The sequence below is a fragment of the Afipia clevelandensis ATCC 49720 genome, from assembly GCF_000336555.1.
Classification (GTDB): Bacteria; Pseudomonadota; Alphaproteobacteria; order Rhizobiales; family Xanthobacteraceae; genus Afipia; species Afipia clevelandensis.
On sequence record NZ_KB375281.1, the window covers coordinates 796,244 to 816,978 of the forward strand.

15 protein-coding genes are annotated in these 20,735 nt (G+C 60.9%); 7 read left to right on the plus strand and 8 right to left on the minus strand.

Going from position 1 to position 20,735, the window contains the following annotated elements:
- Nucleotides 1-4 precede the first annotated feature (4 nt).
- Nucleotides 5-409: a methylmalonyl-CoA epimerase gene (gene mce / locus HMPREF9696_RS03655; RefSeq protein WP_002711598.1), complete on the plus strand. Its 405-nt coding sequence runs from the start codon at nt 5-7 to the stop codon at nt 407-409.
- A gap of 8 nt (nt 410-417) precedes the next feature.
- Nucleotides 418-693 carry a DUF1467 family protein gene (locus HMPREF9696_RS03660; protein ID WP_002711599.1) on the plus strand — a complete coding sequence of 92 codons (276 nt, stop codon included), beginning with the start codon at nt 418-420 and terminating at the stop codon, nt 691-693.
- A gap of 498 nt (nt 694-1,191) precedes the next feature.
- Here the strand turns inward: HMPREF9696_RS03660 and HMPREF9696_RS03665 are convergent, their stop codons facing one another.
- From HMPREF9696_RS03665 to HMPREF9696_RS21160, 7 genes are all read right to left on the minus strand, one after another.
- Nucleotides 1,192-1,620 (minus strand): copper uptake system-associated protein, encoded by a 429-nt coding sequence (locus HMPREF9696_RS03665; protein WP_002711600.1) that lies wholly within the window; start codon nt 1,618-1,620, stop codon nt 1,192-1,194.
- 87 nt (nt 1,621-1,707) lie between these two features.
- Nucleotides 1,708-3,894 carry a TonB-dependent receptor family protein gene (locus HMPREF9696_RS03670; RefSeq protein ID WP_002711601.1) on the minus strand — a complete coding sequence of 729 codons (2,187 nt, stop codon included), beginning with the start codon at nt 3,892-3,894 and terminating at the stop codon, nt 1,708-1,710.
- A gap of 83 nt (nt 3,895-3,977) precedes the next feature.
- Entirely contained in the window at nt 3,978-6,128 is a 2,151-nt protein-coding gene (locus HMPREF9696_RS03675; RefSeq protein ID WP_002711602.1) for a TonB-dependent receptor family protein, read from the minus strand.
- Nucleotides 6,129-6,189: 61 nt separating this feature from the next.
- Nucleotides 6,190-6,573, minus strand: a complete 384-nt coding sequence (locus HMPREF9696_RS03680) for a hypothetical protein (protein ID WP_002711603.1) — start codon at nt 6,571-6,573, stop codon at nt 6,190-6,192.
- Nucleotides 6,574-6,683: 110 nt separating this feature from the next.
- A complete protein-coding gene (locus HMPREF9696_RS03685) occupies nt 6,684-7,394 on the minus strand; it encodes a DJ-1/PfpI family protein (protein WP_245259196.1) in 711 nt (236 codons plus the stop codon).
- Nucleotides 7,395-7,536: 142 nt separating this feature from the next.
- On the minus strand, nt 7,537-9,873 hold the full coding sequence (locus HMPREF9696_RS03690; RefSeq protein ID WP_002711605.1) for a TonB-dependent siderophore receptor: 2,337 nt from the start codon (nt 9,871-9,873) through the stop codon (nt 7,537-7,539).
- A gap of 61 nt (nt 9,874-9,934) precedes the next feature.
- Nucleotides 9,935-10,315, minus strand: coding sequence for a hypothetical protein (locus tag HMPREF9696_RS21160; protein WP_002711606.1), 381 nt, complete (start codon nt 10,313-10,315; stop codon nt 9,935-9,937).
- Nucleotides 10,316-10,494: 179 nt separating this feature from the next.
- Between HMPREF9696_RS21160 and proS the strand changes: the two genes are divergently transcribed.
- The 3 genes from proS (at nt 10,495) to HMPREF9696_RS03710 (ending at nt 13,915) form a co-directional block, all read left to right on the plus strand.
- Complete coding sequence (gene proS / locus HMPREF9696_RS03700; protein WP_002711607.1) at nt 10,495-11,814, plus strand: proline--tRNA ligase; 1,320 nt, start codon at nt 10,495-10,497, stop codon at nt 11,812-11,814.
- A 125-nt stretch (nt 11,815-11,939) separates the two neighbouring features.
- Nucleotides 11,940-13,208: a lipoprotein-releasing ABC transporter permease subunit gene (locus tag HMPREF9696_RS03705; protein ID WP_002711608.1), complete on the plus strand. Its 1,269-nt coding sequence runs from the start codon at nt 11,940-11,942 to the stop codon at nt 13,206-13,208.
- Nucleotides 13,209-13,216: 8 nt separating this feature from the next.
- Nucleotides 13,217-13,915 carry an ABC transporter ATP-binding protein gene (locus tag HMPREF9696_RS03710; protein ID WP_002711609.1) on the plus strand — a complete coding sequence of 233 codons (699 nt, stop codon included), beginning with the start codon at nt 13,217-13,219 and terminating at the stop codon, nt 13,913-13,915.
- A 10-nt stretch (nt 13,916-13,925) separates the two neighbouring features.
- Here HMPREF9696_RS03710 and HMPREF9696_RS03715 read toward each other — a convergent pair whose 3' ends face one another.
- Entirely contained in the window at nt 13,926-14,195 is a 270-nt protein-coding gene (locus tag HMPREF9696_RS03715) for a DUF3551 domain-containing protein (protein ID WP_002711610.1), read from the minus strand.
- Between the two features lie 562 nt (nt 14,196-14,757).
- Here HMPREF9696_RS03715 and dnaE point away from each other — a divergent pair.
- Together dnaE and HMPREF9696_RS03725 are read left to right on the plus strand one after the other, a co-directional pair.
- Nucleotides 14,758-18,237: a DNA polymerase III subunit alpha gene (dnaE, locus tag HMPREF9696_RS03720; RefSeq protein ID WP_002711612.1), complete on the plus strand. Its 3,480-nt coding sequence runs from the start codon at nt 14,758-14,760 to the stop codon at nt 18,235-18,237.
- Between the two features lie 106 nt (nt 18,238-18,343).
- Entirely contained in the window at nt 18,344-20,665 is a 2,322-nt protein-coding gene (locus HMPREF9696_RS03725; protein ID WP_002711613.1) for a caspase family protein, read from the plus strand.
- The last annotated feature ends 70 nt before the right edge of the window (nt 20,666-20,735 follow it).

Genomic DNA, 20,735 nt, shown 5'->3' on the forward strand with positions numbered 1-20,735 from the left:
ACAGATGCTGGGCCGTCTCAATCATGTGGCGATTGCGGTGAAGGACGCCGAGAAGGCTGCGAAGATCTACGGCACGGCGTTCGGCGCTGAAATCTCGGACGCGGTGCCGCTGCCCGAGCATGGCGTGATCACCGTGTTCGCGACCCTGCCGAACACCAAGATCGAGTTCATCCAGCCGCTCGGTGAGGATTCGCCGATTGCAAAGTTCGTCGAGCGCAATCCCGACGGTGGCATCCATCACGTCTGCTACGAGGTGCCGGAGATCATCGCCGCGCGCGACAAGCTGATTGCGGAAGGCGCGCGCGTGCTCGGCGACGGCAATCCGAAGATTGGCGCCCACGGCAAGCCGGTGCTGTTCCTGCATCCGAAAGACTTCTCCGGCGCGCTTGTCGAAATCGAACAGTCCTGAGAATCGAGATGGTCTATTCGCTCTCAACCGCGTTCGCGATCTACTTCGTGCTCTGGTGGGTGGTGCTGTTCGCGGTGCTGCCGTTCGGTGTGCGGAGCCAGATGGAAGAGGGCGAGGGTGCCGCGGGCACGGACCCCGGCGCGCCAACGGCTGCGCGGATGGGGCGCAAGCTGCTGTGGACCACGCTGATTTCGGCCGTGCTCTTCGCTATCGGAACGTGGGCGTTCAGGGCCGGCTACCTGAATGTCGAGCGCCTGACGCAACTGATGGGCATTCCGCTCTAGGCAAGACAAGCTGCGATATAGTGCATATGGGCCGCGTCGGCATTTGCCCGCGAGGTGAACGCAGTTCGTGCGGATTCCGCGACAAACCAAACCGGACAATCGCGAAACACATCGCCAAGAAAAAAGAGCAGGGCCAAAGCCCTGCTCTAAAAATTGTGTCGACCCTATTTTCCCCGAAAAGTTGGATTTATCCTTTGTTAGACGGGGTGACGCTGCTTGTGCGCGTCAGGGCTCCTCCCGAGACTTGGACCACCAGCCGATGCGGCGATAAGCCGTACCGCGCTGACGCGATTTTGTAGCTGAACATTCCTTGATTGTCACGTTTTTCAGCATTAAATGTCCATTTTTGCGGCAGTGCACCATTTGCATTTTCGAGCTGAAAACTGGCCGTTTCACACGCATTTTGAAACGGCCTGCATTATTCATCCGATCAATGGTGCAAAACTACCGTTCAGGAATCCGTACACGCTGGTCCCCGAGCGATCCGTTGCACCTAAATCAGTGGTGGTTCGAATCGTGCTCCATCATCACGAGTCCTTCGAACCTCGAAAACGAAGCGCGTTGCTTCGGGTCGAGCAAGGCCTCCGCGCTGGCGAGACCGGACGACAGGCGCGAGGCATCGGAGGCGGGCACACCAGCTTTGATCATCGCGTCTTGCGCCTTGATCTGATCGCCAGCGCACAGGACGATACTCCATTCATTGTGCCGCCGCCGTAGCAGCGCGCGGCCACCCATCTCGCCCTGCGCCCAATCGGCAATGGCATGATCGCCTGAGACCACGACGGGACCGACCGCCAGTCTGGATTCGGGCTTGTCGAACATGCGCACGAGCATGTTCGAGATCGCAGTTTCTTCCGGTCCCGCATATGCGTTTCCCGCCGCAATGATCAGCGCCAATATCAGCACCGCTCTGGAAAGTTTCTGCATTGAGAATCCGTTTCACTTGAAAACCCGCTTTCCCGGCAGAAAGTAACTGCCGGGAAAGATTTGGCATCAGTTATTGGCGCGGAAAGCTCACCACCGCACTTTCATGCCGGCATAGACGGCGCGGCCGGTACCGGGTTCGAATAGCGGCATGGTAGCATTTGCCTGATTGATGATGCTTGCGCTTGCGATGTATGAGGTGTTCGCGATGTTGCGAGCTTCGAGATACATCGAATACTTGCCATCATCGACGCCAGCCTTGAGGCCCCAGATTGCATAAGCCTGTGTGGTCAGCGAATTGGCGCTGTCGACGTAGTAAGCCTGCGGCACCCATTCCACATTTGGACCGATGTAGAAGCCATTGGCGTGCTTGTAGAGCACCTCCGCACGCAGGAAGTGACGCGGTGCCCCGGGCAACTGATTGTTGCCGTAGGTCACATCGTTGTCGAAACGAAAGTCGTTGAAGGTGTAAGCAAGGTTGACCCACAACTTGTCCGCATCGGGCGTGAAGATGTTCTTCAGCACCGCCACGCCAAGGCCGGCTTCAATGCCCTGATGCACGGTACGATCCGCATTGGTGACGTTGCAATTTCCGAAATTGCTGTAGAAGCACAACAGTTCGTTCTTGATCTCGGCGCGATAGCCGGTCATTTCCCACGTCAGGTCGGGGCGCCGTCCGCGCGTTCCGATCTCGTAGGTCGTGGCCGTCTGAGGCTTGATGTCATAGAAGGGAATCGTCGGATAACCGGGGTTCTGGAAACTTGGTGCGACGCTTTCGCCGAAGCTCGGGACCTCGGCGCTGCGCGAGATGTTGCCGAACACCTGCCAGGTTGGATCCACATTCCAGAGCAGTCCGCCCTTCGGGCTGAACAGGCTGAATGTGCTGCGGCCTGTCTTGTCACCATTCAGCGAGAAATTGACCTGCTGGTCTCGGACAGCAAACAGATATTGCGCGCCTGCGACCGCTGCGACATTCGGCAGGAAGTAGAACGAGTTCTCGGCAAAGCCTGAATAGTTCTCCGGCTTTTGGGTGAGCGATGACTGCAGCGCGCCCTTGTAGCCGCCCGTATTGACGTATTGCTGGGCGTCGATGGTGCCGTTCAATACGTTAATGCCGGCGACGAACCGGTTGCGATAGCCACCGATGATCCGATCATCCGTAGCCTTCACGAATCCGCCGTAGTCCTTGTAGCTGTAGTCCAGCCACTGGAAGATCGGATGCATCAGGTGGCGGTCCACCGCAAAGGCGCCGAACTCGACTGTGGTGGCGTCGAACCGGATGGTGGTCTTGTTGGCGATGCGCACCGTGTCAATATTGCGCTGCCAGTCATTCATCACGTTGACAGCCGCCGCAGTCTGCGGCGACGTCAATGCCGATGCTCGCGTGACAGAACCGGGAATCCGCTGACGCACGTCGTTGGCATCAATGTAGAACCGCGTTTCGAAATCAGGCGAGAACTGATAGCCGATATTGCCGCTGGCGCGGGTCGAGTGACCGTAGCTGTGATCGCGGAAACCTTCAGCGCTCTGGTTCGAGGCCGTAAAGAACGCATCCCACGGCCCGCTCGCGCCGCCGACGCTGCCCTGAAAGCGGCGATAGCCGAACGAACCCATGTCGACGCCGGCACTGTTGACCTTGGCGTCGCGCCCGGTCGGGGTGACAAAGTTGATCGCGCCGCCGAGCGAATTGGCGCCAAACTGCAAGGCGTTCGCGCCCTTGTAGACCTCGACATACTTGTAGGCTGTCGGGTCGATCTCCTGAAAGTCGCCATAGCCGTCGGAGGTGTTGATCGGAATGCCGTCCATGTAGAGCTGGACGCCGCGCAGATGGAAATTGCGCGACAGGCCAGAGCCGCGAATTGAAAGCCGGGTGTCGTCGCCCCATTTCGGCTGGGCGAACACGCCCGGCACATAGCCGAGCACATCCTTGATGGTACTGGCGACAGAGTTGTTCTTGTAGTCCTCCGCGGCGACGACAGCGACGCCGCCGGGCGTCTGCTGAATATCCTGACGGGCCTGATCGGCGGTTTTGACGCCGAGCTGTTGCGGTGCCGCGGGCGACGCGGCCGGCGGTGTCGAAGATGAAGGCTGGGCGCTCGCCGGCCGCGCGACGCGGTTTCTGACCGGACGAGGTTTGGTTTCGCCTTCGACGTTCACTGTCGGCAGAGTTTGAGACGCGGACTGCGCGAAAGATTGCGTGACGGTCGCCACGGTTGCGATTGAGACGGACGCCAGCAGGATGCTGATGCGGCGTGCGCGTGTTGAAACGGAAGACATGGGTTTAGGTCCACCAAAGATGTTGACGATTGAACGGATGCGCCGAAGGGCCGAGCGTTGGACAGGATGGTTTGTCATGAACATCACATCCGATAGCGGAGGCCGCCGTAAATCGAGCGTCCTTGACCGGGATTGAAATACTGCTGCGTGGGGTCTGCTATTCCGGCGGTAATCGTCGTGGCGATATATCGCTTGTCGAAAAGATTGCGCCCTTCAACGTACCCGGACCATCCGGTCCCCCGGTCGTAACCAATCTTGAAGTTGACCAACGCAAAGGGGTCCACAGTGAACGTATTGGCATTATCAACAAAATAAGCCTGCGGCATCCACTCGACGTTCGGTCCGGCATAAAATCCGTTAGGATTCTTGTAGAGCACCTCTGCCTTGACGTTGTGAGGTCCTACGCCGGGGAGCCGATTATTGCCCCATGTCGGATCGTTGTCGAAGCGGAAATCGTTGTAAGTGTAGGCCAGATTAAACCAGAAGCGGTCGTCCTGCGCGAAAACCGTCTTGAGGAAAGCGACGCCGAAGCCAGCTTCGATGCCTTGATGCACCGTTCGGTCGGCATTGACGACGTTACAGGGACTATAAAAGAAGAAGTTGGTTGTCAGGCACTGCAATTCGTTCTTGAGGTTCGCGCGATAGAGCGACACGTCCCACGAAAAATCGGGGGTGCGGCCACGCGTGCCGATTTCGTAGGTGGTTGCAGTTTGCGGGTTCACGTTCGGCAGCGGAGGCGCACTAAACGTGGAAAACATCACTGAGTCGAACGTAGGAACCTCTGCGCTGCGCGAGATATTACCGAACACTTGCCAACCTGGATTCACCTCCCATAACAATCCGACCTTCGGACTGAACAAGTCGTCAGTGCGTTTGATAGATTGGTCGCCGTTGGCCAAAAATCGATCCTGGCGATCGCGCACCGCGTGGAGGAATTGCCCGCCACCTATAAGAGCGACGCTCGGTAGGACGTAGAGACTGTTTTCGAAGTAGATTGAATGGTTCTGGGATTTTTGCAGTTCCGATCTTTGCAACGCGCCTTTCGTCGCACAGCACGGATTATCGTACTCTGCATAGTCATTTGTGCCGGTTTGCAGGTTTACGCCGACAATGAAGCGGTTGCGGAGCCCGCCGATAATCCGGTCGTCGGTGGCGCGGGCAAAGGCTCCGTAATCGGCGACGCTGTAGTCAAGGTAACGATAAATCGGGTGATCGACATGACGTTGCTGGGTGAAGATTCCAAAATCAACGGTGGTTGAATCGAAACGTAACGTTGTCTTGTTGGCAAGGCGTATTGAATCGATGTTGCGTTGCTGGTTTTGCTGCACCCACACTGGATTAGCCGCGCGTGGGTTGTTCAATGCCTGGTCTTTGGTGACCTCGCCGGGCAACTGTCCGCGCCAGGTATTTGCGTTGATGTAAAAGCGTGTCTCGGCCTCGGGCGAGAACTGGTAGCCGAAGTTCGCGTTGAGGCGCTCAACGTCATTTCGACTGTGTTCGCGATATCCGTCCTCGCGCTGCGCAGAGGCGTTGACATACCAATCGTAAGGCCCCTTCGCTCCGGCAGTGCTTACTGAGCTTTTGACATAGCCGAAGCTTCCCCCATCGATGCGTGCATCGAAAGAGGGCGCATCACGCCCCGTCGGCGAAACGAAATTGATTGCGCCACCGAGCGCGTTGGCGCCGAGGCGCAGGGCATTGGCACCTTTGAACACCTCGACGTAACGATAAGCGGTCGGATCGACTTCGAACAGGTCGGTCAATCCGTCAGCGGTGTTGATCGGAATGCCGTCCATGTACAGATTGATGCCCCGGTTGCCGTAGTTGCGTGTTAGTCCTGAGCCGCGGATCGAAATGCGTCCATCGGGGCCCCAGCGCATCTGCGAGACAACGCCGGGCACCCAGCTCAGAATATCTTTGATCGTGTTAGCGGGTCCGTTCTTGAACTCGGTGTCGGGTACGATTTCGACACCGCCCGGTGTCCGGTCGATGTTGACGCGCGCTTGCTCCGTGGTCGGCACCGTCAGACTTCCTGGCACTGTGGCCTGATCTGGCTGGGCGTTTGTGGTGACTTGCCGCGCTGTGCGATTCCGCACAGGTTTTGGCTGCTGCTGCGCCTCCACATTAACCGCAGGCAGCGTTTGAGCGGTCTGCGCGTGCGCTAACGGAATAACGGACAGGATTGAAGCTGACGCCAGCAGCATGCTGCGCGCCCGCATGGAAACGGAAGACATGGGTTGAATCCCACCAATGATGTTGACGATTGAACGGATGCGCCGGGAAGGCGCCAGGTCGTCAGCTCAGGTGGGGAGGGCCGCGCGGCTGGTGGTCGTTCTCAGCAAAGCGGACAACGACATGGTCGTGGCTCGGGGCCTCGAACAGGATGCGCAGCGCGATACGGATCGCGAGGGCCGGGGTCTGCGGTGGCTGGTCGGCCGTTGCCACGACGCTGGAGAGGCACAGCGGGCAGCGCACAATTGGCTTGCCGGAATCGGTGTTGCCGTCCGCATCGGGGACCGCCGGGCCGCCGTTGAGGCAGAGTTCGTGGGCGGCATTGGCCTGGGTGGGCGAGATCGTTGCCAGCAGCGCGCTGGTCAGCACCACGTTGAAGACAAGCGCATAGGCCGCGACAAACGCCGCCCATCGTCCCGCCGATCTGATCCGTGTTGCAAAAGTCAAAGTTCAGCCCCCAAAGGGCAGGGTTAGCATGGTGATCTTGCAGAGAAAAGATTGATTGAACGGCTTTACGACGCTTCGATTGATACGGGCTTCATGTGTTGTATTTTAGCTTATCCATTTCGATTGCGGGCGTACACGTCACGCCCGATTGCTTCGGCTTTTTGTCTGAAATCAACGAACATGCCGTCCATCAGTGCTGTCACCGCAGCGGGGGCACGCTGCGGCGTTCCGGCGTCAAATGGCGGCTCCGGGGCATACTCGGCGAGCAACTGGACGGATTCCGCATACTGCCGATCCCGTAGCTGGCTGACGAGTTTAAGACCGAAATCGATGCCTGCAGTCACGCCTCCGCCGGTAATCCGGTTTCGGTCTTGAACGATACGCCCGTCGGTCGGAACTGCGCCAAAGATCGGGAGCAAAGACTTTGCGGCCCAATGCGACGTCGCCTTGTACCCGGTGAGCAGACCCGCCGCACCAAGGATGAGCGATCCCGTGCAAACGGATGTCACGAATCTGGCGCGCGAGCCGCGATCCTTGATGAAACTCACCGTTGCCTCATCTTGCATCGCGGCGAGCGTGCCGTTCGATCCGCCGGGTACGCAGATAATGTCGAGGTCTTTTGGACAGTCCTCGAAGCTAGCCGATGGCGTGAATACAAGGCCTGTATCGCTTCTGACGGGATCGCGGGTTTTTGCAACAACATGCGTCGTTGCTCCCATGAGATTGGTGAACATGTAGTGCGGCCCGACCATGTCGAGCGCGGTGAATTCCGGATAGATCAGGAAGGCAATCTGCTCCTTGCCCATCCAGTTCGCTGGCATGGACGACATATCGTGTGTGGTTGTCGTGGCTGTGCCTGACGCGCCGACACCCGCTGTTTGACCGAGTGCTTTATGAAGCGGATGAATAGCTGCGAATATCGCACTCACGGCAGCAAGTTGTCGGCGCGTCAACATTTTGACCTCAATCGAATTTGTAGCTGATCTGGCCGTAGATCGCGCGTGGTGCGCCGGGCGCGACCTGACCACCGAACCACGTATATGGTGTGAAATACTCTTGCCCGGTGAGATTTTTCACGAACAACGCCGCACGGAAACGGTCCTTCTCATAGCCAATCTTTGCATCGAGCGTGTAATATCCGTCGGTGCGCCATAAGTTGAATGCGTTCAAATACTGGCCCGACGAGGCGTAGATACCGGCACCGACGCTCCAGCCTGACAATACGCCGGGGTCAAACTTGTAGTCGACCCAGAACCGTCCGGAATTTTGCGGCACCATTGCGAGTTTGTTGCCCGCTGCGACCGGTGCGCCGCCTAGAAGGAAAGCGTCTGCATAGTATGCGTCCGTGTATCCGTAGCTTCCAAGTACGCTCCAGTTGCGATTTGGCTGATAAATCACGTCAGCTTCGAAGCCGCGAGACTTCTGGCGCGAAACGCCGCTGATACCGGGACCGGTGGCGACCGGTACGTTGTTTTTCTCGATTTCGAAAACCGCAAGAGTTCCGGTGAAGACATTGTTGGCGTTGAACTTGACACCAGCCTCGTACTGTTTCGACGTTTCGGGATCTGACTGCACAAAGGTCTGCGTGAACGGAGTCCACTTCATGCCTTCGCCGTAGCTGGCATAGACCGAGAATCCCTTAAGAATATCGACAACCACACCACCGCGCGGCAACAGCTTGGTCTTGTCGGTCGTGTATGTGGTTGCTGTGGTGTTCTCGATATATTTGATGTCGATGGACGCGAGCCGGGCGCCGCCGATGAAGTGAACGCGGTCGAACAACGTCGATTGCATCTGTCCGTACACGCCCTTGGTGATGTAGCTGTTGTTGAACTCGAAGAAGGGCACGTATTCATTCACGCCGGGCGTCGGCACAGAGTAGATCGGGAACACCGGGCTATTCTGGCTTAAATCGACAAAGGCTCCCGTGGCGGGACCGTTGTTTGGGTATGGACAGAACGGCCCGAACAGAATGTTGCAATTTCCAAGCGAGTCGGCGTGGTGATACCCCGTATCCTTGACGTTGCTGTAATCGCCGCCAAGCAACAGAGTATTGTCCGCGATGCCGGTCGCGAACTTGGCTTTGACGGTTGGATTGATGCTGAATTCACGCTGACGATCGAGAATGTCTGAGTTCAGGATGTCGAATGTCGATGGCGGAATGGCCGGAGTGCCACCGGTGCCCGTGGCATCATAAACGGGACTTTGCGAAAATTGCCGGAAGCTGGATTCACTCCACCTTGCCTTGATGTTGGTGGACCAAACCTCATCGAACTGGTGATCAAGCGTGACCGTCGCTCCGTTCGTCTTCGAGGTTGTCAGCGGAATGTTGGGGTTGCCGAAATATAAATCCGGCCGCACGCGAAATGAACCGAACAGCGTGCCTTCCACGGGAAGGCCGACATAGGCCTGCTGGCGATGCTGTGACGCGAACGCTTGAATTGTCAGCGTCGTATCTTCGCGGTTGGTGAGGGTCAGGGTCGGGTTGATGTTGTAGTGACTCGGGGTGAGCACATCGATGAAGTCGTTGCTCTGACCATATTCCCCGGTGATACGGAATAGCGCCGTTTTCTCGGGGTTGAGCGGTTGATTGATGTCGAAGTACGAGTCTGTATATCGATAGCTGCCGAATTTGGTGCCGAATTCATATTTCTGCTTGTCCATCGGCAGCTTCGATATCACGTTGACCGTGCCTCCGACCGGAGAGCCAGCGCCGCCCCCATACAAAAGCGCGTTTACCCCTTTCAGCACTTCAATGCGTTCTACGTTGGCAAGGCCGTCGCGATCTCCGGCAACAAACAAGTTGCCGGGATATCCATCGACCCACATCTCCGCGCCGAAGCCTCTTATGGTGAGGGGGTTCTGCGCAACGTTACCGATAATGCGGGTATCTAGAGGAACTACGTTGCTGGCATTCCTGGTCGCTTCGCTGACTGTTGTCGCGCCCTGGTCGTCGATAACCGAACGTGGGATCACCGTGATGTTCTGGGGAAGTCGTTCGATAGGGGTATCGGTTCTGGTGGCGCTTGATGCGGTCAGGGCGCGGTAACCTTGAACGGGCCCGGCGGTCGTTTGCGTGACGGGCTGCTGATCTCGGTCGGCTGCTGGTTCGGCGGGCTGTGCCTGCGGCGCAGGTCGCGCGGTACGATTCCGGACAGCCCGTTTCTTCTGCCCTTGCACGACGACAGTCGGCAAGTTCTGCGGTTCGCTCTGCGCAAGAGCTTCAGAAATGGAAAAGATAGCTACAATGGAAGCTGACGCCAGCAGCATGCTGCGCGCCCGCATGGAAACGGAAGACATGGGTTGAATCCCACCAATGATGTTGACGATTGAACGGATGCGCCGGGAAGGCGCCGGGTCGTCAGCTCAGGTGGGGAGGGCCGCGCGGCTGGTGGTCGTTCTCAGCAAAGCGGACAACGACATGGTCGTGGCTCGGGGCCTCGAACAGGATGCGCAGCGCGATACGGATCGCGAGGGCCGGGGTCTGCGGTGGCTGGTCGGCCGTCGCCACCGCGCTGGAGAGGCACAGCGGGCAGCGGACAATTGGCTTGCCGGAATCGGTGTTGCCATCCGCATCGGGGACCGCCGGACCGCCATTAAGACAGAGTTCGTGGGCGGCATTGGCCTGGGTGGGTGAGATCGTCGCCAGCAGCGCGCTTGTCAGCACCACGTTGAAGACAAGCGCATAGGCCGCGACAAACGCCGCCCATCGTCCTGCCGATCTGATCCGTGTTGCTATCATTCCAAGCCCCGACAGGCTGTTAGCACGGGTTTCGGGAACCCGAAATGACCGGAATGTCACACTGCAGGACGACCGCCATGCTTTTACTTGTGTTTTGACGTTCGATCCGCTTTCACTGACAAAGTTCCCGGGCTGCGTCCGATTCCCGGGCCACAACCCTGAAAACCCTGAGTATTCCCATGCGATTGTCGCGTTATTTTCTGCCAATTCTGAAAGATGCACCCCGCGATGCAGAAATCGTCTCGCATCGCCTGATGTTGCGCGCGGGCATGATGCGGCAGGAGGCGGCGGGCATCTATGCGTGGCTGCCGCTCGGCTTCCGGGTGCTGAAGAAAATCGAGCAGATTGTCCGGGAAGAGCAAAACCGCGCGGGAGCCATCGAGCTTCTGATGCCGACGCTGCAACTGGCGGACCTGTGGCGTGAGAGCGGGCGCTATGACGCTTACGGTCCGGAGATGCTGCGCATCGCGGATCGCCACAAGCGCGAGCTGCTGTACGGGCCGACCAACGAGGAAATGATCACGGAAATCTTCCGCGCTTACGTGAAGTCTTACAGGAGCCTTCCGCTCAATCTCTATCATATTCAATGGAAATTCCGCGACGAGCAGCGTCCGCGTTTCGGCGTGATGCGCGGCCGCGAATTCCTGATGAAGGATGCCTATTCGTTCGACGTGGACGAGGCAGCGGCGCGCCTGTCCTACAATCGGATGTTTGTGGCCTATCTGCGCACTTTCGCCCGGATGGGCCTGAAGGCGATCCCGATGCGCGCGGAGACCGGGCCGATCGGCGGCGATCTTAGCCACGAGTTCATCGTGCTGGCAGAGACCGGCGAGTCCGGCGTGTTCTGCAACAGGGACGTGCTCGACCTGCCGGTGCCGGGCGCCGATGTCGATTACAACGGCGACCTCACCCCGATCATCAAGCAGTGGACCGATCTCTATGCCGCCACTGAAGATGTTCATGACGCCGCGCGCTATGAGCGCGAAGTGCCGGAAGACAAGCGGGTGCAGACCCGCGGCATCGAGGTCGGACAGATTTTCTATTTCGGCACCAAGTACTCCGACAGCATGAAGGCGCTGGTGTCCGGTCCCGATGGCGCGGAGAAACCGATCCATGGCGGCTCCTATGGTGTCGGCGTCTCGCGTCTGGTGGGCGCGATCATCGAGGCCTGCCACGACGAGAACGGCATCAAGTGGCCGGAAGAGGTCGCGCCGTTCCGGGTCGCGGTTCTCAATCTCAAGCAGGACGACGCGACCACGGGCGAGGCCTGCGAGAAGGTCTACAATGCCCTGAGCGCCAAGGGTGTCGATGTCCTCTACGACGACACCGACCAGCGTCCGGGCGGCAAGTTCGCCACCGCCGACCTGATCGGCATTCCATGGCAGATCCTGATCGGGCCGCGGGGACTCGCCGAGGGCAAGGTGGAGATCAAGCGCCGCAGCGACGGGTCGCGCGAGTTCATGAGCCTGGATGAGACGATCAACCGCTTCACGGCGTGAATGACAGCAAATTCATGTACAGGCCTGCTTTCGCACGGTGAATAAGTCATCGTGCGGTCGCACCCTTTGCTGCCGCCGACTAGAATTAGCCCGATTCGTGTGAAAATCCGGACTATGGAACAGACATGAGCGAGCCAGTTCGGACCCCACCTTTCGCGCCATTTGAATGGATGCTGTCGTCCCGCTACCTGCGGGCGCGGCGGAAGGAAGGGTTCATTTCGGTCATCGCCGGATTTTCGTTTCTCGGCATCATGCTCGGCGTGGCGACGCTCATCATCGTGATGGCGGTGATGAACGGCTTCCGGAAAGAGCTGCTCGACAAGATTCTCGGCCTCAACGGCCATGTGGTTGTGCAGCCGCTGGAATCGCCGCTGACCGACTGGAAGGAGGTCGCCGAGCGGATCAGCAAGGTCGACGGAATTCGCCTTGCGGCGCCGGTGGTGGACGGGCAGGCGCTGGCGTCGTCGCCTTTCAATGCGTCGGGTGTGTTCGTGCGCGGCATCCGCGCGCAGGACCTCAACGCCGTCACCTCGATCGCCAAGAACATCAAGCAGGGCACGCTGCAAGGATTTGACGAGGGACAGGGCGTCGCGATCGGCCGCCGTCTTGCCGATCAGTTATCGCTGCGCGCCGGCGACAGCATCACACTGGTCGCGCCGCGCGGCGCGGTGACACCGATGGGCACGACGCCGCGCATCAAGCCGTACAAGGTTGCAGCGGTGTTCGAGATCGGCATGTCCGAATACGACGCCTCGTTCGTGTTCATGCCGCTGGCCGAGGCGCAGGCCTATTTCAACCGCGCCAACGACGTCACTGCCATTGAGGTCTATACCGTCAATCCCGACAAGATCGACGTTTACCGCAAGTCGGTGACCGAGGCGGCGCAGCGGCCGATCTTCCTCGTCGACTGGCGGCGGCGCAATGCGACGTTCTTCAACGCGCTGCAGGTCGAACGCAACGTGATGTTCCTGATTTTGACGCTCATTGTTTTGGTGGCGGCGCTGAACATCGTGTCCGGCCTCATCATGCTGGTGAAGGACAAGGGACAGGACATTGCGATCCTGCGCACGATGGGCGCCTCGCAAGGCTCGGTGATGCGGGTGTTCCTGATTACCGGCGCGGCCATCGGCGTGGTCGGAACGCTGGTCGGCTTTCTGCTCGGGCTGCTGGTGTGTCTCAATATCGAAAGCATCCGCCAGTTCATCTCGTGGATGACCAATACCGAACTGTTCTCGCCCGAACTCTATTTCCTGTCCAAACTTCCGGCTGAAGTCGATGTCGGAGAAACCACGGCGGTCGTGATCATGGCGCTGACGTTATCGTTTCTGGCGACGCTGTATCCGTCGTGGCGTGCGGCGCGCCTCGATCCCATCGAAGCTCTGAGGTACGAGTGAGCGCACCGATGGAGCAGGGGGAAAATGGCGTTCCGGTCGTGTATCTGCACGACGTCCGCAGGCGCTACAAGCAAGGCGAAGCAACGCTGACCATTCTCGACGGCGCCAATCTGGCGCTGTGGGAAGGGCAGTCGGTGGCGCTGGTGGCCCCGTCGGGCACCGGCAAGTCGACGCTGTTGCACATCGCGGGTCTCTTGGAGCAGGCGGACGAGGGCGAGGTCTATGTCGGCGGCACCGCGACGTCGGGATTGTCCGACGTCGAACGCACGCAGATTCGCCGCACGGATATCGGCTTCGTCTATCAGTCGCATCGGCTGCTGCCGGAGTTCTCGGCGCTTGAAAACGTCATGCTGCCACAGATGATCCGCGGCCTGCCGAAGAAGGAAACCGTCAGGCGCTCGCAGGAAATCCTGGCCTATCTCGGCCTCGGCGAGCGCATCACCCATCGGCCGGCCGAATTGTCTGGCGGTGAACAGCAGCGCGTGGCCATTGCCCGCGCGGTCGCCAATGCGCCGCGGATATTGCTGGCGGACGAGCCGACCGGAAATCTCGATCCGGACACCGCAGAGCACGTCTTCAAGGCGCTCAATCAACTGGTGCGGGCGACGCGCGTCGCGATGCTGATCGCGACGCATAACATGGAGCTGGCGGCCCGCATGGACCGGCGCGTTTCACTCCAGAACGGCCACGTCGTCGAACTGGACTGAGTGTGTGCGCTCAGTAGTAGCCGCGCTGGACCCGGCGGCGCGGCTGATACACCGGCTCATCGTCGCTGTAAGCGAAATAGGGATTGGCGTAACAGCCGGCGTAGGTGCCGGCCGCTGTTGCCTGACATTGCTGATAGGTCGAGAAGCGGCAGTCGCCCTGGCCGGTGGCGATGTCACGGCCCTGCAGGCAGAACGGATAGTTGCCTCCGGCCTGTGCCGGTGCGGACTGGACGGCGAAACCGGTGCCAAGCACCGCGAGGGCGAAAAATAGATTGCGCATTGTGATCTCCTGCCGGGTCGTCCCGGAAACTTAAACTGTTGAAGCCAGATCGTTTTTAACAGCGCCCGTCAACTCACGTTCCTGCGGGGCTGTTGATGGATTCAGACACGTCACGGACTGTTTACGTTTCGTTAGCATTGGCGGCTGGCGGTGAACTCCGGCGCTTGACTCAAAGAACAAAAAAGGAACAATGTTCTTATTACGTTCTCATAGAGTCGTATCGGAGAGCCGGTCGTTTCGGATCGTCGATAGAGCGTCGAATAGGGAGTTCGGTCATGTTGAAGACATTCGTTGAAGAAGCTGCTGCGTTGACCTCGGTGATCTTGTTCGTCGGAATGATCGCCATCTGGGCACAGGTCATTCCTCAGATGTAGTGACGTGCCCGGCCCCGGACCATCCGGGGCTGGGGAAAACGATGATGGACCCGGCATAGATCGGCGGGTCCGCGTCTGCTGCATGGACACCTGTTGTACAAGGCACCACCATCGACCCTCATGAGTCGTTCCGTCATCGCAAAAGGTTCACTGCGCCGGTGAGTCCTGCGAAGGTTGCCAAGGTCCACATGTCAAAAGCTGGTTCGCCGAAGCCGTCCGCACTCGATCCCGGATTCGTGCATCTGCACGTCCATTCGGCCTATTCGCTGCTGCAGGGCTCGATCACCATCGGCAAGCTGGTGGAACTCGCCAAGGCCGACCACCAGCCCGCGCTGGCGTTGACCGACAATGACAACATGTTCGGCGCGCTGGAATTCTCCGACAAGGTTGCCGGTTACGGCATTCAGCCGATCACCGGCTGCGCGACGGCGGTGGATTTCGGCGATCAGGACCCGGCGGCGCGCAATGCGCTTGCGCCGGCGCGGATTGTCCTGCTGGCGACCAATGAGGACGGCTACCGCAGCCTGATGAAGCTCAATTCCCGCGCGTTCCATGAGACGCCAGTGAACCATGCGCCGCATATCAAGATCGACTGGCTCGACGGCGAGACCGGCGGCCTGATTGCGCTGACCGGCGGACCGGAAGGCCCGATCGCGCAGGCGATCAATGCCGAGCAGCCGGCTCTGGCGCAGGCGCGCTGTGATGTACTCGCCAAACTGTTCGGCGACCGGCTTTACATCGAACTGCAGCGCCATGGCATGGAGAGTGAGCGCCGCTGCGAGTCCGCGCTGATCGACATGGCCTATGCCATGAGCGTGCCGCTGGTTGCGACCAACCAGCCGTACTTCGCCAGCGCCGACGACTACGAGGCACACGACGCGCTGCTATGCATCGCGGGCGGGCGTCTGGTGTCGGAAACCGACCGCGACCAGTTGACGCCGGATCATCGCTTCAAGACCCGCGCCGAAATGGCGATGCTGTTCGCCGATCTGCCGGAAGCATTGGCGTCCACCGTCGAGATCGCCAGGCGCTGCGCCTACCGGCCGCGCACGCGCAAGCCGATTCTGCCGCGCTTCACAGTGGGCGGCGACAATGCAGCCGACGGCGAAAACGCCGAGGCCGAGGAACTTCGCCGTCAGGCCGAGGATGGGCTTGCCTGGCGTTTGCAGAAGTACGGCCTGGCACCTGGCACCACTGAAGAAGATTACGCAAAGCGTCTGGCGTTCGAGATCGACGTCATCACGCGCATGAAATATCCCGGCTACTTCCTGATCGTGTCGGACTTCATCAAACACGCCAAGTCAAAGGGCATTCCGGTGGGGCCGGGGCGCGGTTCGGGCGCGGGTTCGCTGGTCGCCTATGCACTGACCATTACCGACCTCGATCCGATCCGCTTTGGCTTGCTGTTCGAGCGCTTCCTCAATCCGGAACGTGTCTCGATGCCGGATTTCGACATCGACTTCTGTCAGGACCGCCGCGGCGAAGTCATCCGCTACGTGCAGGAGCGGTATGGCCGCGAGCAGGTCGGGCAGATCATTACCTTCGGAACCTTGCAGGCGCGCGGTGTGCTGCGCGACGTGGGCCGCGTGCTGCAGATGCCATACGGGCAGGTGGACCGGCTGACCAAGCTGGTGCCGCAGAATCCGGCTGCGCCGGTGACGCTTGCAAAGGCCATCGAGAGCGAGCCGAAGCTGCAGGCGTTCCGCGACGAAGACCCTGTGATCGCGCGCGCGTTCGATATCGCGCAGCGTCTTGAAGGCCTGACGCGCCACGCCTCGACCCACGCGGCGGGTATCGTGATTGGCGACCGGCCTTTGAGTGAACTCGTGCCGATGTACCGCGATCCGAAATCGGACATGCCGGTCACCCAGTTCAACATGAAATGGGTCGAGCCTGCGGGCCTCGTGAAGTTCGACTTTCTTGGCTTGAAGACGCTGACCGTGCTCGATGTCGCGGTGAAACTGCTTAAGCAGCGCAACACCGACGTCGATCTGGCGCATCTGCCGCTCGATGATAAGAAAAGTTACGAGATGCTGGCGCGCGGCGAAGTGGTCGGCGTGTTCCAGGTTGAAAGTCAGGGCATGCGCCGCGCGCTGGTCGACATGCGGCCGGACCGTCTGGAAGACCTGATCGCGCTGGTGGCGCTGTATCGCCCGGGTCCGATGGCGAACATCCCGACCTACTGCGCACGCAAGCATGGCGACGAAGAGTCGGACTACATGCATCCGATGCTGGAGCCGATCCTGAAGGAAACCTTCGGCGTCATCATCTATCAGGAACAGGTGATGCAGATCGCGCAGGTGATGGCGGGCTATTCGCTCGGCGACGCCGACCTGTTGCGCCGCGCGATGGGCAAGAAGATCCGCGCGGAGATGGACAAGCAGCGCGAGATTTTCGTCGCGGGCGCGACCAGAAACAATGTGCCGAAGGGGCAGGCCGAGACGATTTTTGAACTGCTGGCGAAGTTCGCGGATTACGGCTTCAACAAGAGCCACGCCGCGGCCTATGCGCTGGTGTCGTTTCAGACCGCCTATATGAAGGCCCATTATCCGGTGGAGTTTATCGCGGCGTCGATGACGCTCGACATGAACAACACCGACAAGCTTTCTGAATTCCGCGCTGAGGCGCAGCGGCTCGGCATCAAGGTCGAACCGCCGTCGGTCAATCGCTCGGGTCCGACTTTCGAGGTCAGCGACAACACAATCTACTACGCGCTCGCCGCGCTCAAGGGCGTCGGCCAGCAGGCGGTGGAGATGATCGTCGAGGCGAGGGGTGATCGGCCCTTCACGTCGCTGGCCGATTTCGCCTCGCGCGTCAGCCCGCGCGCGATCAACAAGCGCGTGGTGGAAAGCCTCGCGGCCGCCGGTGCGTTCGATTGCCTCGACAGCAACCGCGCGCGCGTGTTCGCAGGCGCCGATGCGATTATCGCGGCATGTCAGCGCAGCCACGAGGCCGCGACTAGTGGTCAGAACGACATGTTTGGCGGCATGGCGGACGCGCCGAGCATTGTGCTTCCGAATATCGAGCCGTGGCTGCCGGCGGACCGGCTGCGCCGCGAATACGACGCCATCGGCTTCTTCCTGTCGGGTCATCCGCTGGATGATTATTCCACCGCGCTGAAACGCCTGCGTGTCCAGTCGTGGACCGAGTTCTCGCGCGCCGTGAAAACCGGTGCGACGGCGGGGCGCGTCGCCGCGACGGTGGTGTCTCGGATGGAGCGCCGCACCAAAACCGGCAACAAGATGGGCATCATCGGCCTGTCTGACCCGACCGGGCATTTCGAGGCCGTGCTGTTCTCCGAAGGCCTTGCGCAGTACCGCGACGTGCTGGAGCCGGGCACCGCGGTCCTGATGCAGATCGGCGCGGAGCTGCAGGGCGAGGACGTGCGCGCCCGCATCCTTCACGCCGAGCCGCTCGATGCCGCTGCCGCCAAGACGACCTCGAGCCTGCGGATCACCGTCCGGGACGACAAGCCGATCGACTCGATCCGCAAGCGGCTGGAGATGTCACCTCCCGGCGCGACCTCGTCCGGCGAGATCACCGTGGAAATGATCCTCGATATGGAGACGGCGGTGACAATGAAGCTGCCGGGGAAGTTTCCCCTGTCGCCCCAGATTGCGGGTGCGCTCAAGGCGGTTTCCGGGGTGGTGGACGTGCAGATGGTGTGACCAAAGGCAGCGGAGGGCCGCCGCCTTATTCCGACTATCATTCGTTCAACCAATGTTCATGCGGCGCAGAGTTGACTGCGCCGTTGGGCTGAACAGGAATGGTGTCATGCGCGGAATGAGCAAATTCTTCGGCATCGCGGCGGTACTGGCTTTTGCGGCGATGGCGTTGCCGCTTCGCGCACAAACGCCACCGCCTGCGCAAGGCCAGCAGGGCCGCATCGCGCTGGTGATCGGCAACGGCAATTATCCGAACGCCCCGCTGGCGACTGCCGCCAACGATGCCGGCCTGATTGCGCAGACGCTGCAGGCGGCTGGCTTCGATGTGGTCGGCGCGCGCGACCTCGACGGCGAGACGCTGCGGCAGACCTTCCGCGATTTCATCCAGAAGGCGCAGAAGGCCGGTCCCGATACCGTCGCGATGATCTATCTGTCCGGCTACGGTTTGCAGCTTGCAGGCGAAAATTACTTCGCGCCGGTCGATGCGGCGATGGCGCGCGACACCGACGTTCCCGTCGAAGGTCTGCGCATCGGCGATTACATCCGCCAATTGTCGGCGCTGCCGCTCAAGGCCAACATTGTCGTGCTCGATGCGGCCTACAACTCTCCGTTCGCCAAGGAAGGCCAACCGCTCGCCGGCGGCCTTGCCCTGATGGAGCCGGAGCCGAAGGGCCTGATCGCTTTCAACGCCGCGCCGGGAACGGTCGCGCCGATCCCGACCGGCAACTACGGGCCTTATGCGCAGGCGCTGGCGGAAATGATTCGCACCGGAGGCATTTCGCTGCCTGAAGTGTTCAACCGCACCCGGCTGCGCGTCAACGACGTGACCAAGGGCGCGCAGGTGCCGTGGGATGCGCAGAAGCTCGAAGGCGACTTCGTGTTCTTCGACCGTGCGCCCGATGCGCCGCCGCTGCAGGCCAATGAGGACGCCGCCGCGCGATCCAAGCCGATCCGCGATTTCAGTGCGCAGGACGCCTACACCGCAGCCCTCGAGCGCGACACCATTGCGGATTACGAGGCGTTTCTCACGGCCTATCCGGACGATCCGATGGCGAAGCGGGTGAGGGCGATTGTCGCCGCACGCCGCGAGGCGATCACATGGCGGCAGACCTATCGTGCCAACACGCAGCAGGCCTACTGGTCCTACCTCAAGCGTTATCCGAAAGGCCCGCATGCCGCAGACGCGCGCCGCAGGCTCGCGAATATCGCCGCTGCGCTCGAGCCACCGCCGGCGTTCGATGCCTATGCCTACGACGTGCCGCCGCCGCCAGAGTACGAATACGAATATGTCGATCGTCCGTATCTGATGTTCGACGATCCGGTATTCGCGTTTGCGCCGCCGCCACCGCCGCCGATCTTCTTCCTGCCGCCGCCGCCGCCGGATTTCGTCGTGCTCGATCCGCCGTACTATTACGACGATGCTTATTATCTACCGCAGCCGGTGTTCATCCCGATTCCGATCTTCATCCGGCCGCCGGTCTATGTGCGCCCGCCGGTGAACCGTTTCCTGTTCACCAACATCCACAACACCAACGTGATCAACAACGTCATCAACCGGCGTCCGGCGTCAGCGCTGCCTCCGGGCGTTCGGCCCGGCGGTCAGTTCGGGCCGGGGGCGGGACGGCGACCGGGCGGTCCTGGTGCCGCGCCACTGCGTCCGGCCTTTGCGCCGGGACTGCCGCCGTCGGCTGAACGCCGGGGCAATCTCATTCGTCAGGGCCGGGTCGCCGCACCCGCCGGTGTGCTGCCGGTCGCGGCAGGGCGTAGACGTCCGGGCGGACCGGGTGCGCCTGCGGGAGTCGCACCGGGCAATCTGCCTGCGAACAATGTACTGCCGGGACAGAGGCCGGGCGGCAGGCCCGACGGCCGTCCGGGCGCGCGACCCTTGCCCAATGGCTTACCCAATGCCATGCCCGCGCCGGGCGCAAACGGTCCGCAAGCTCGACCCGATGGCCGCCCCGGGCGATTCGACCGCAGGCCCGGTGGAGCACCGGATTCCGGTCCGCCGGCTGCTGTGCGTCCGGGTGCGACCGCACCGCAGACGCCGCCATCGGCGAGGCCGGGCCGTCCGGAACGTCCCCAGTTCCAGGGGCGGCCGAGGCCGGATGCGGCCCCGCGTCCGCAGCCGCAGGTCCAGCGGCCGCAGCGTCCTCAGTTCCAGCGGCCTCCGGCGGCGGCTCCCCGTCCTCAGATGGCGCCGAGGCCGCAACCTCAGGTCCAGCGGCCGCAAATGGCCCCCCGACCTCAATTTCAACGGCCTCAACCCCAGATGGCGCCGCGTCCGCAGTTCCAGCGCCCGGCGGCGCCGCCGCCGCGGCCCCAGATGGCCCCAAGGCCGCAAATGGCCCCGCGGCCTGCTCCGATGGCGCGCCCGGCACCTCCGCCACGGCCGGCGGCCCCGGCACGGGCGGCTCCCAAGCCACCCGGCTAACGCTCCAATCGCGAAAAAGCCCCGCCGTATCAGGCGGGGCTTTGCCGCAAAAGCGGCCGGATTTGCTTGC

What these genes read in the sequence shown, in the direction of transcription:
- HMPREF9696_RS03690 (WP_002711605.1), bottom strand. Translation starts at nt 9,873, where the DNA reads ATGTCTTCCGTTTCCATGCGGGCGCGCAGCATGCTGCTGGCGTCAGCT.
- HMPREF9696_RS21160 (WP_002711606.1), bottom strand. Translation starts at nt 10,315, where the DNA reads ATGATAGCAACACGGATCAGATCGGCAGGACGATGGGCGGCGTTTGTC.
- HMPREF9696_RS03715 (WP_002711610.1), bottom strand. Translation starts at nt 14,195, where the DNA reads ATGCGCAATCTATTTTTCGCCCTCGCGGTGCTTGGCACCGGTTTCGCC.
- proS (WP_002711607.1), top strand. Translation starts at nt 10,495, where the DNA reads ATGCGATTGTCGCGTTATTTTCTGCCAATTCTGAAAGATGCACCCCGC.
- HMPREF9696_RS03660 (WP_002711599.1), top strand. Translation starts at nt 418, where the DNA reads ATGGTCTATTCGCTCTCAACCGCGTTCGCGATCTACTTCGTGCTCTGG.
- HMPREF9696_RS03665 (WP_002711600.1), bottom strand. Translation starts at nt 1,620, where the DNA reads ATGCAGAAACTTTCCAGAGCGGTGCTGATATTGGCGCTGATCATTGCG.
- HMPREF9696_RS03725 (WP_002711613.1), top strand. Translation starts at nt 18,344, where the DNA reads ATGCGCGGAATGAGCAAATTCTTCGGCATCGCGGCGGTACTGGCTTTT.
- HMPREF9696_RS03685 (WP_245259196.1), bottom strand. Translation starts at nt 7,394, where the DNA reads ATGCCAGCGAACTGGATGGGCAAGGAGCAGATTGCCTTCCTGATCTAT.
- dnaE (WP_002711612.1), top strand. Translation starts at nt 14,758, where the DNA reads ATGTCAAAAGCTGGTTCGCCGAAGCCGTCCGCACTCGATCCCGGATTC.
- HMPREF9696_RS03675 (WP_002711602.1), bottom strand. Translation starts at nt 6,128, where the DNA reads ATGTCTTCCGTTTCCATGCGGGCGCGCAGCATGCTGCTGGCGTCAGCT.
- HMPREF9696_RS03705 (WP_002711608.1), top strand. Translation starts at nt 11,940, where the DNA reads ATGAGCGAGCCAGTTCGGACCCCACCTTTCGCGCCATTTGAATGGATG.
- HMPREF9696_RS03670 (WP_002711601.1), bottom strand. Translation starts at nt 3,894, where the DNA reads ATGTCTTCCGTTTCAACACGCGCACGCCGCATCAGCATCCTGCTGGCG.
- mce (WP_002711598.1), top strand. Translation starts at nt 5, where the DNA reads ATGCTGGGCCGTCTCAATCATGTGGCGATTGCGGTGAAGGACGCCGAG.
- HMPREF9696_RS03710 (WP_002711609.1), top strand. Translation starts at nt 13,217, where the DNA reads ATGGAGCAGGGGGAAAATGGCGTTCCGGTCGTGTATCTGCACGACGTC.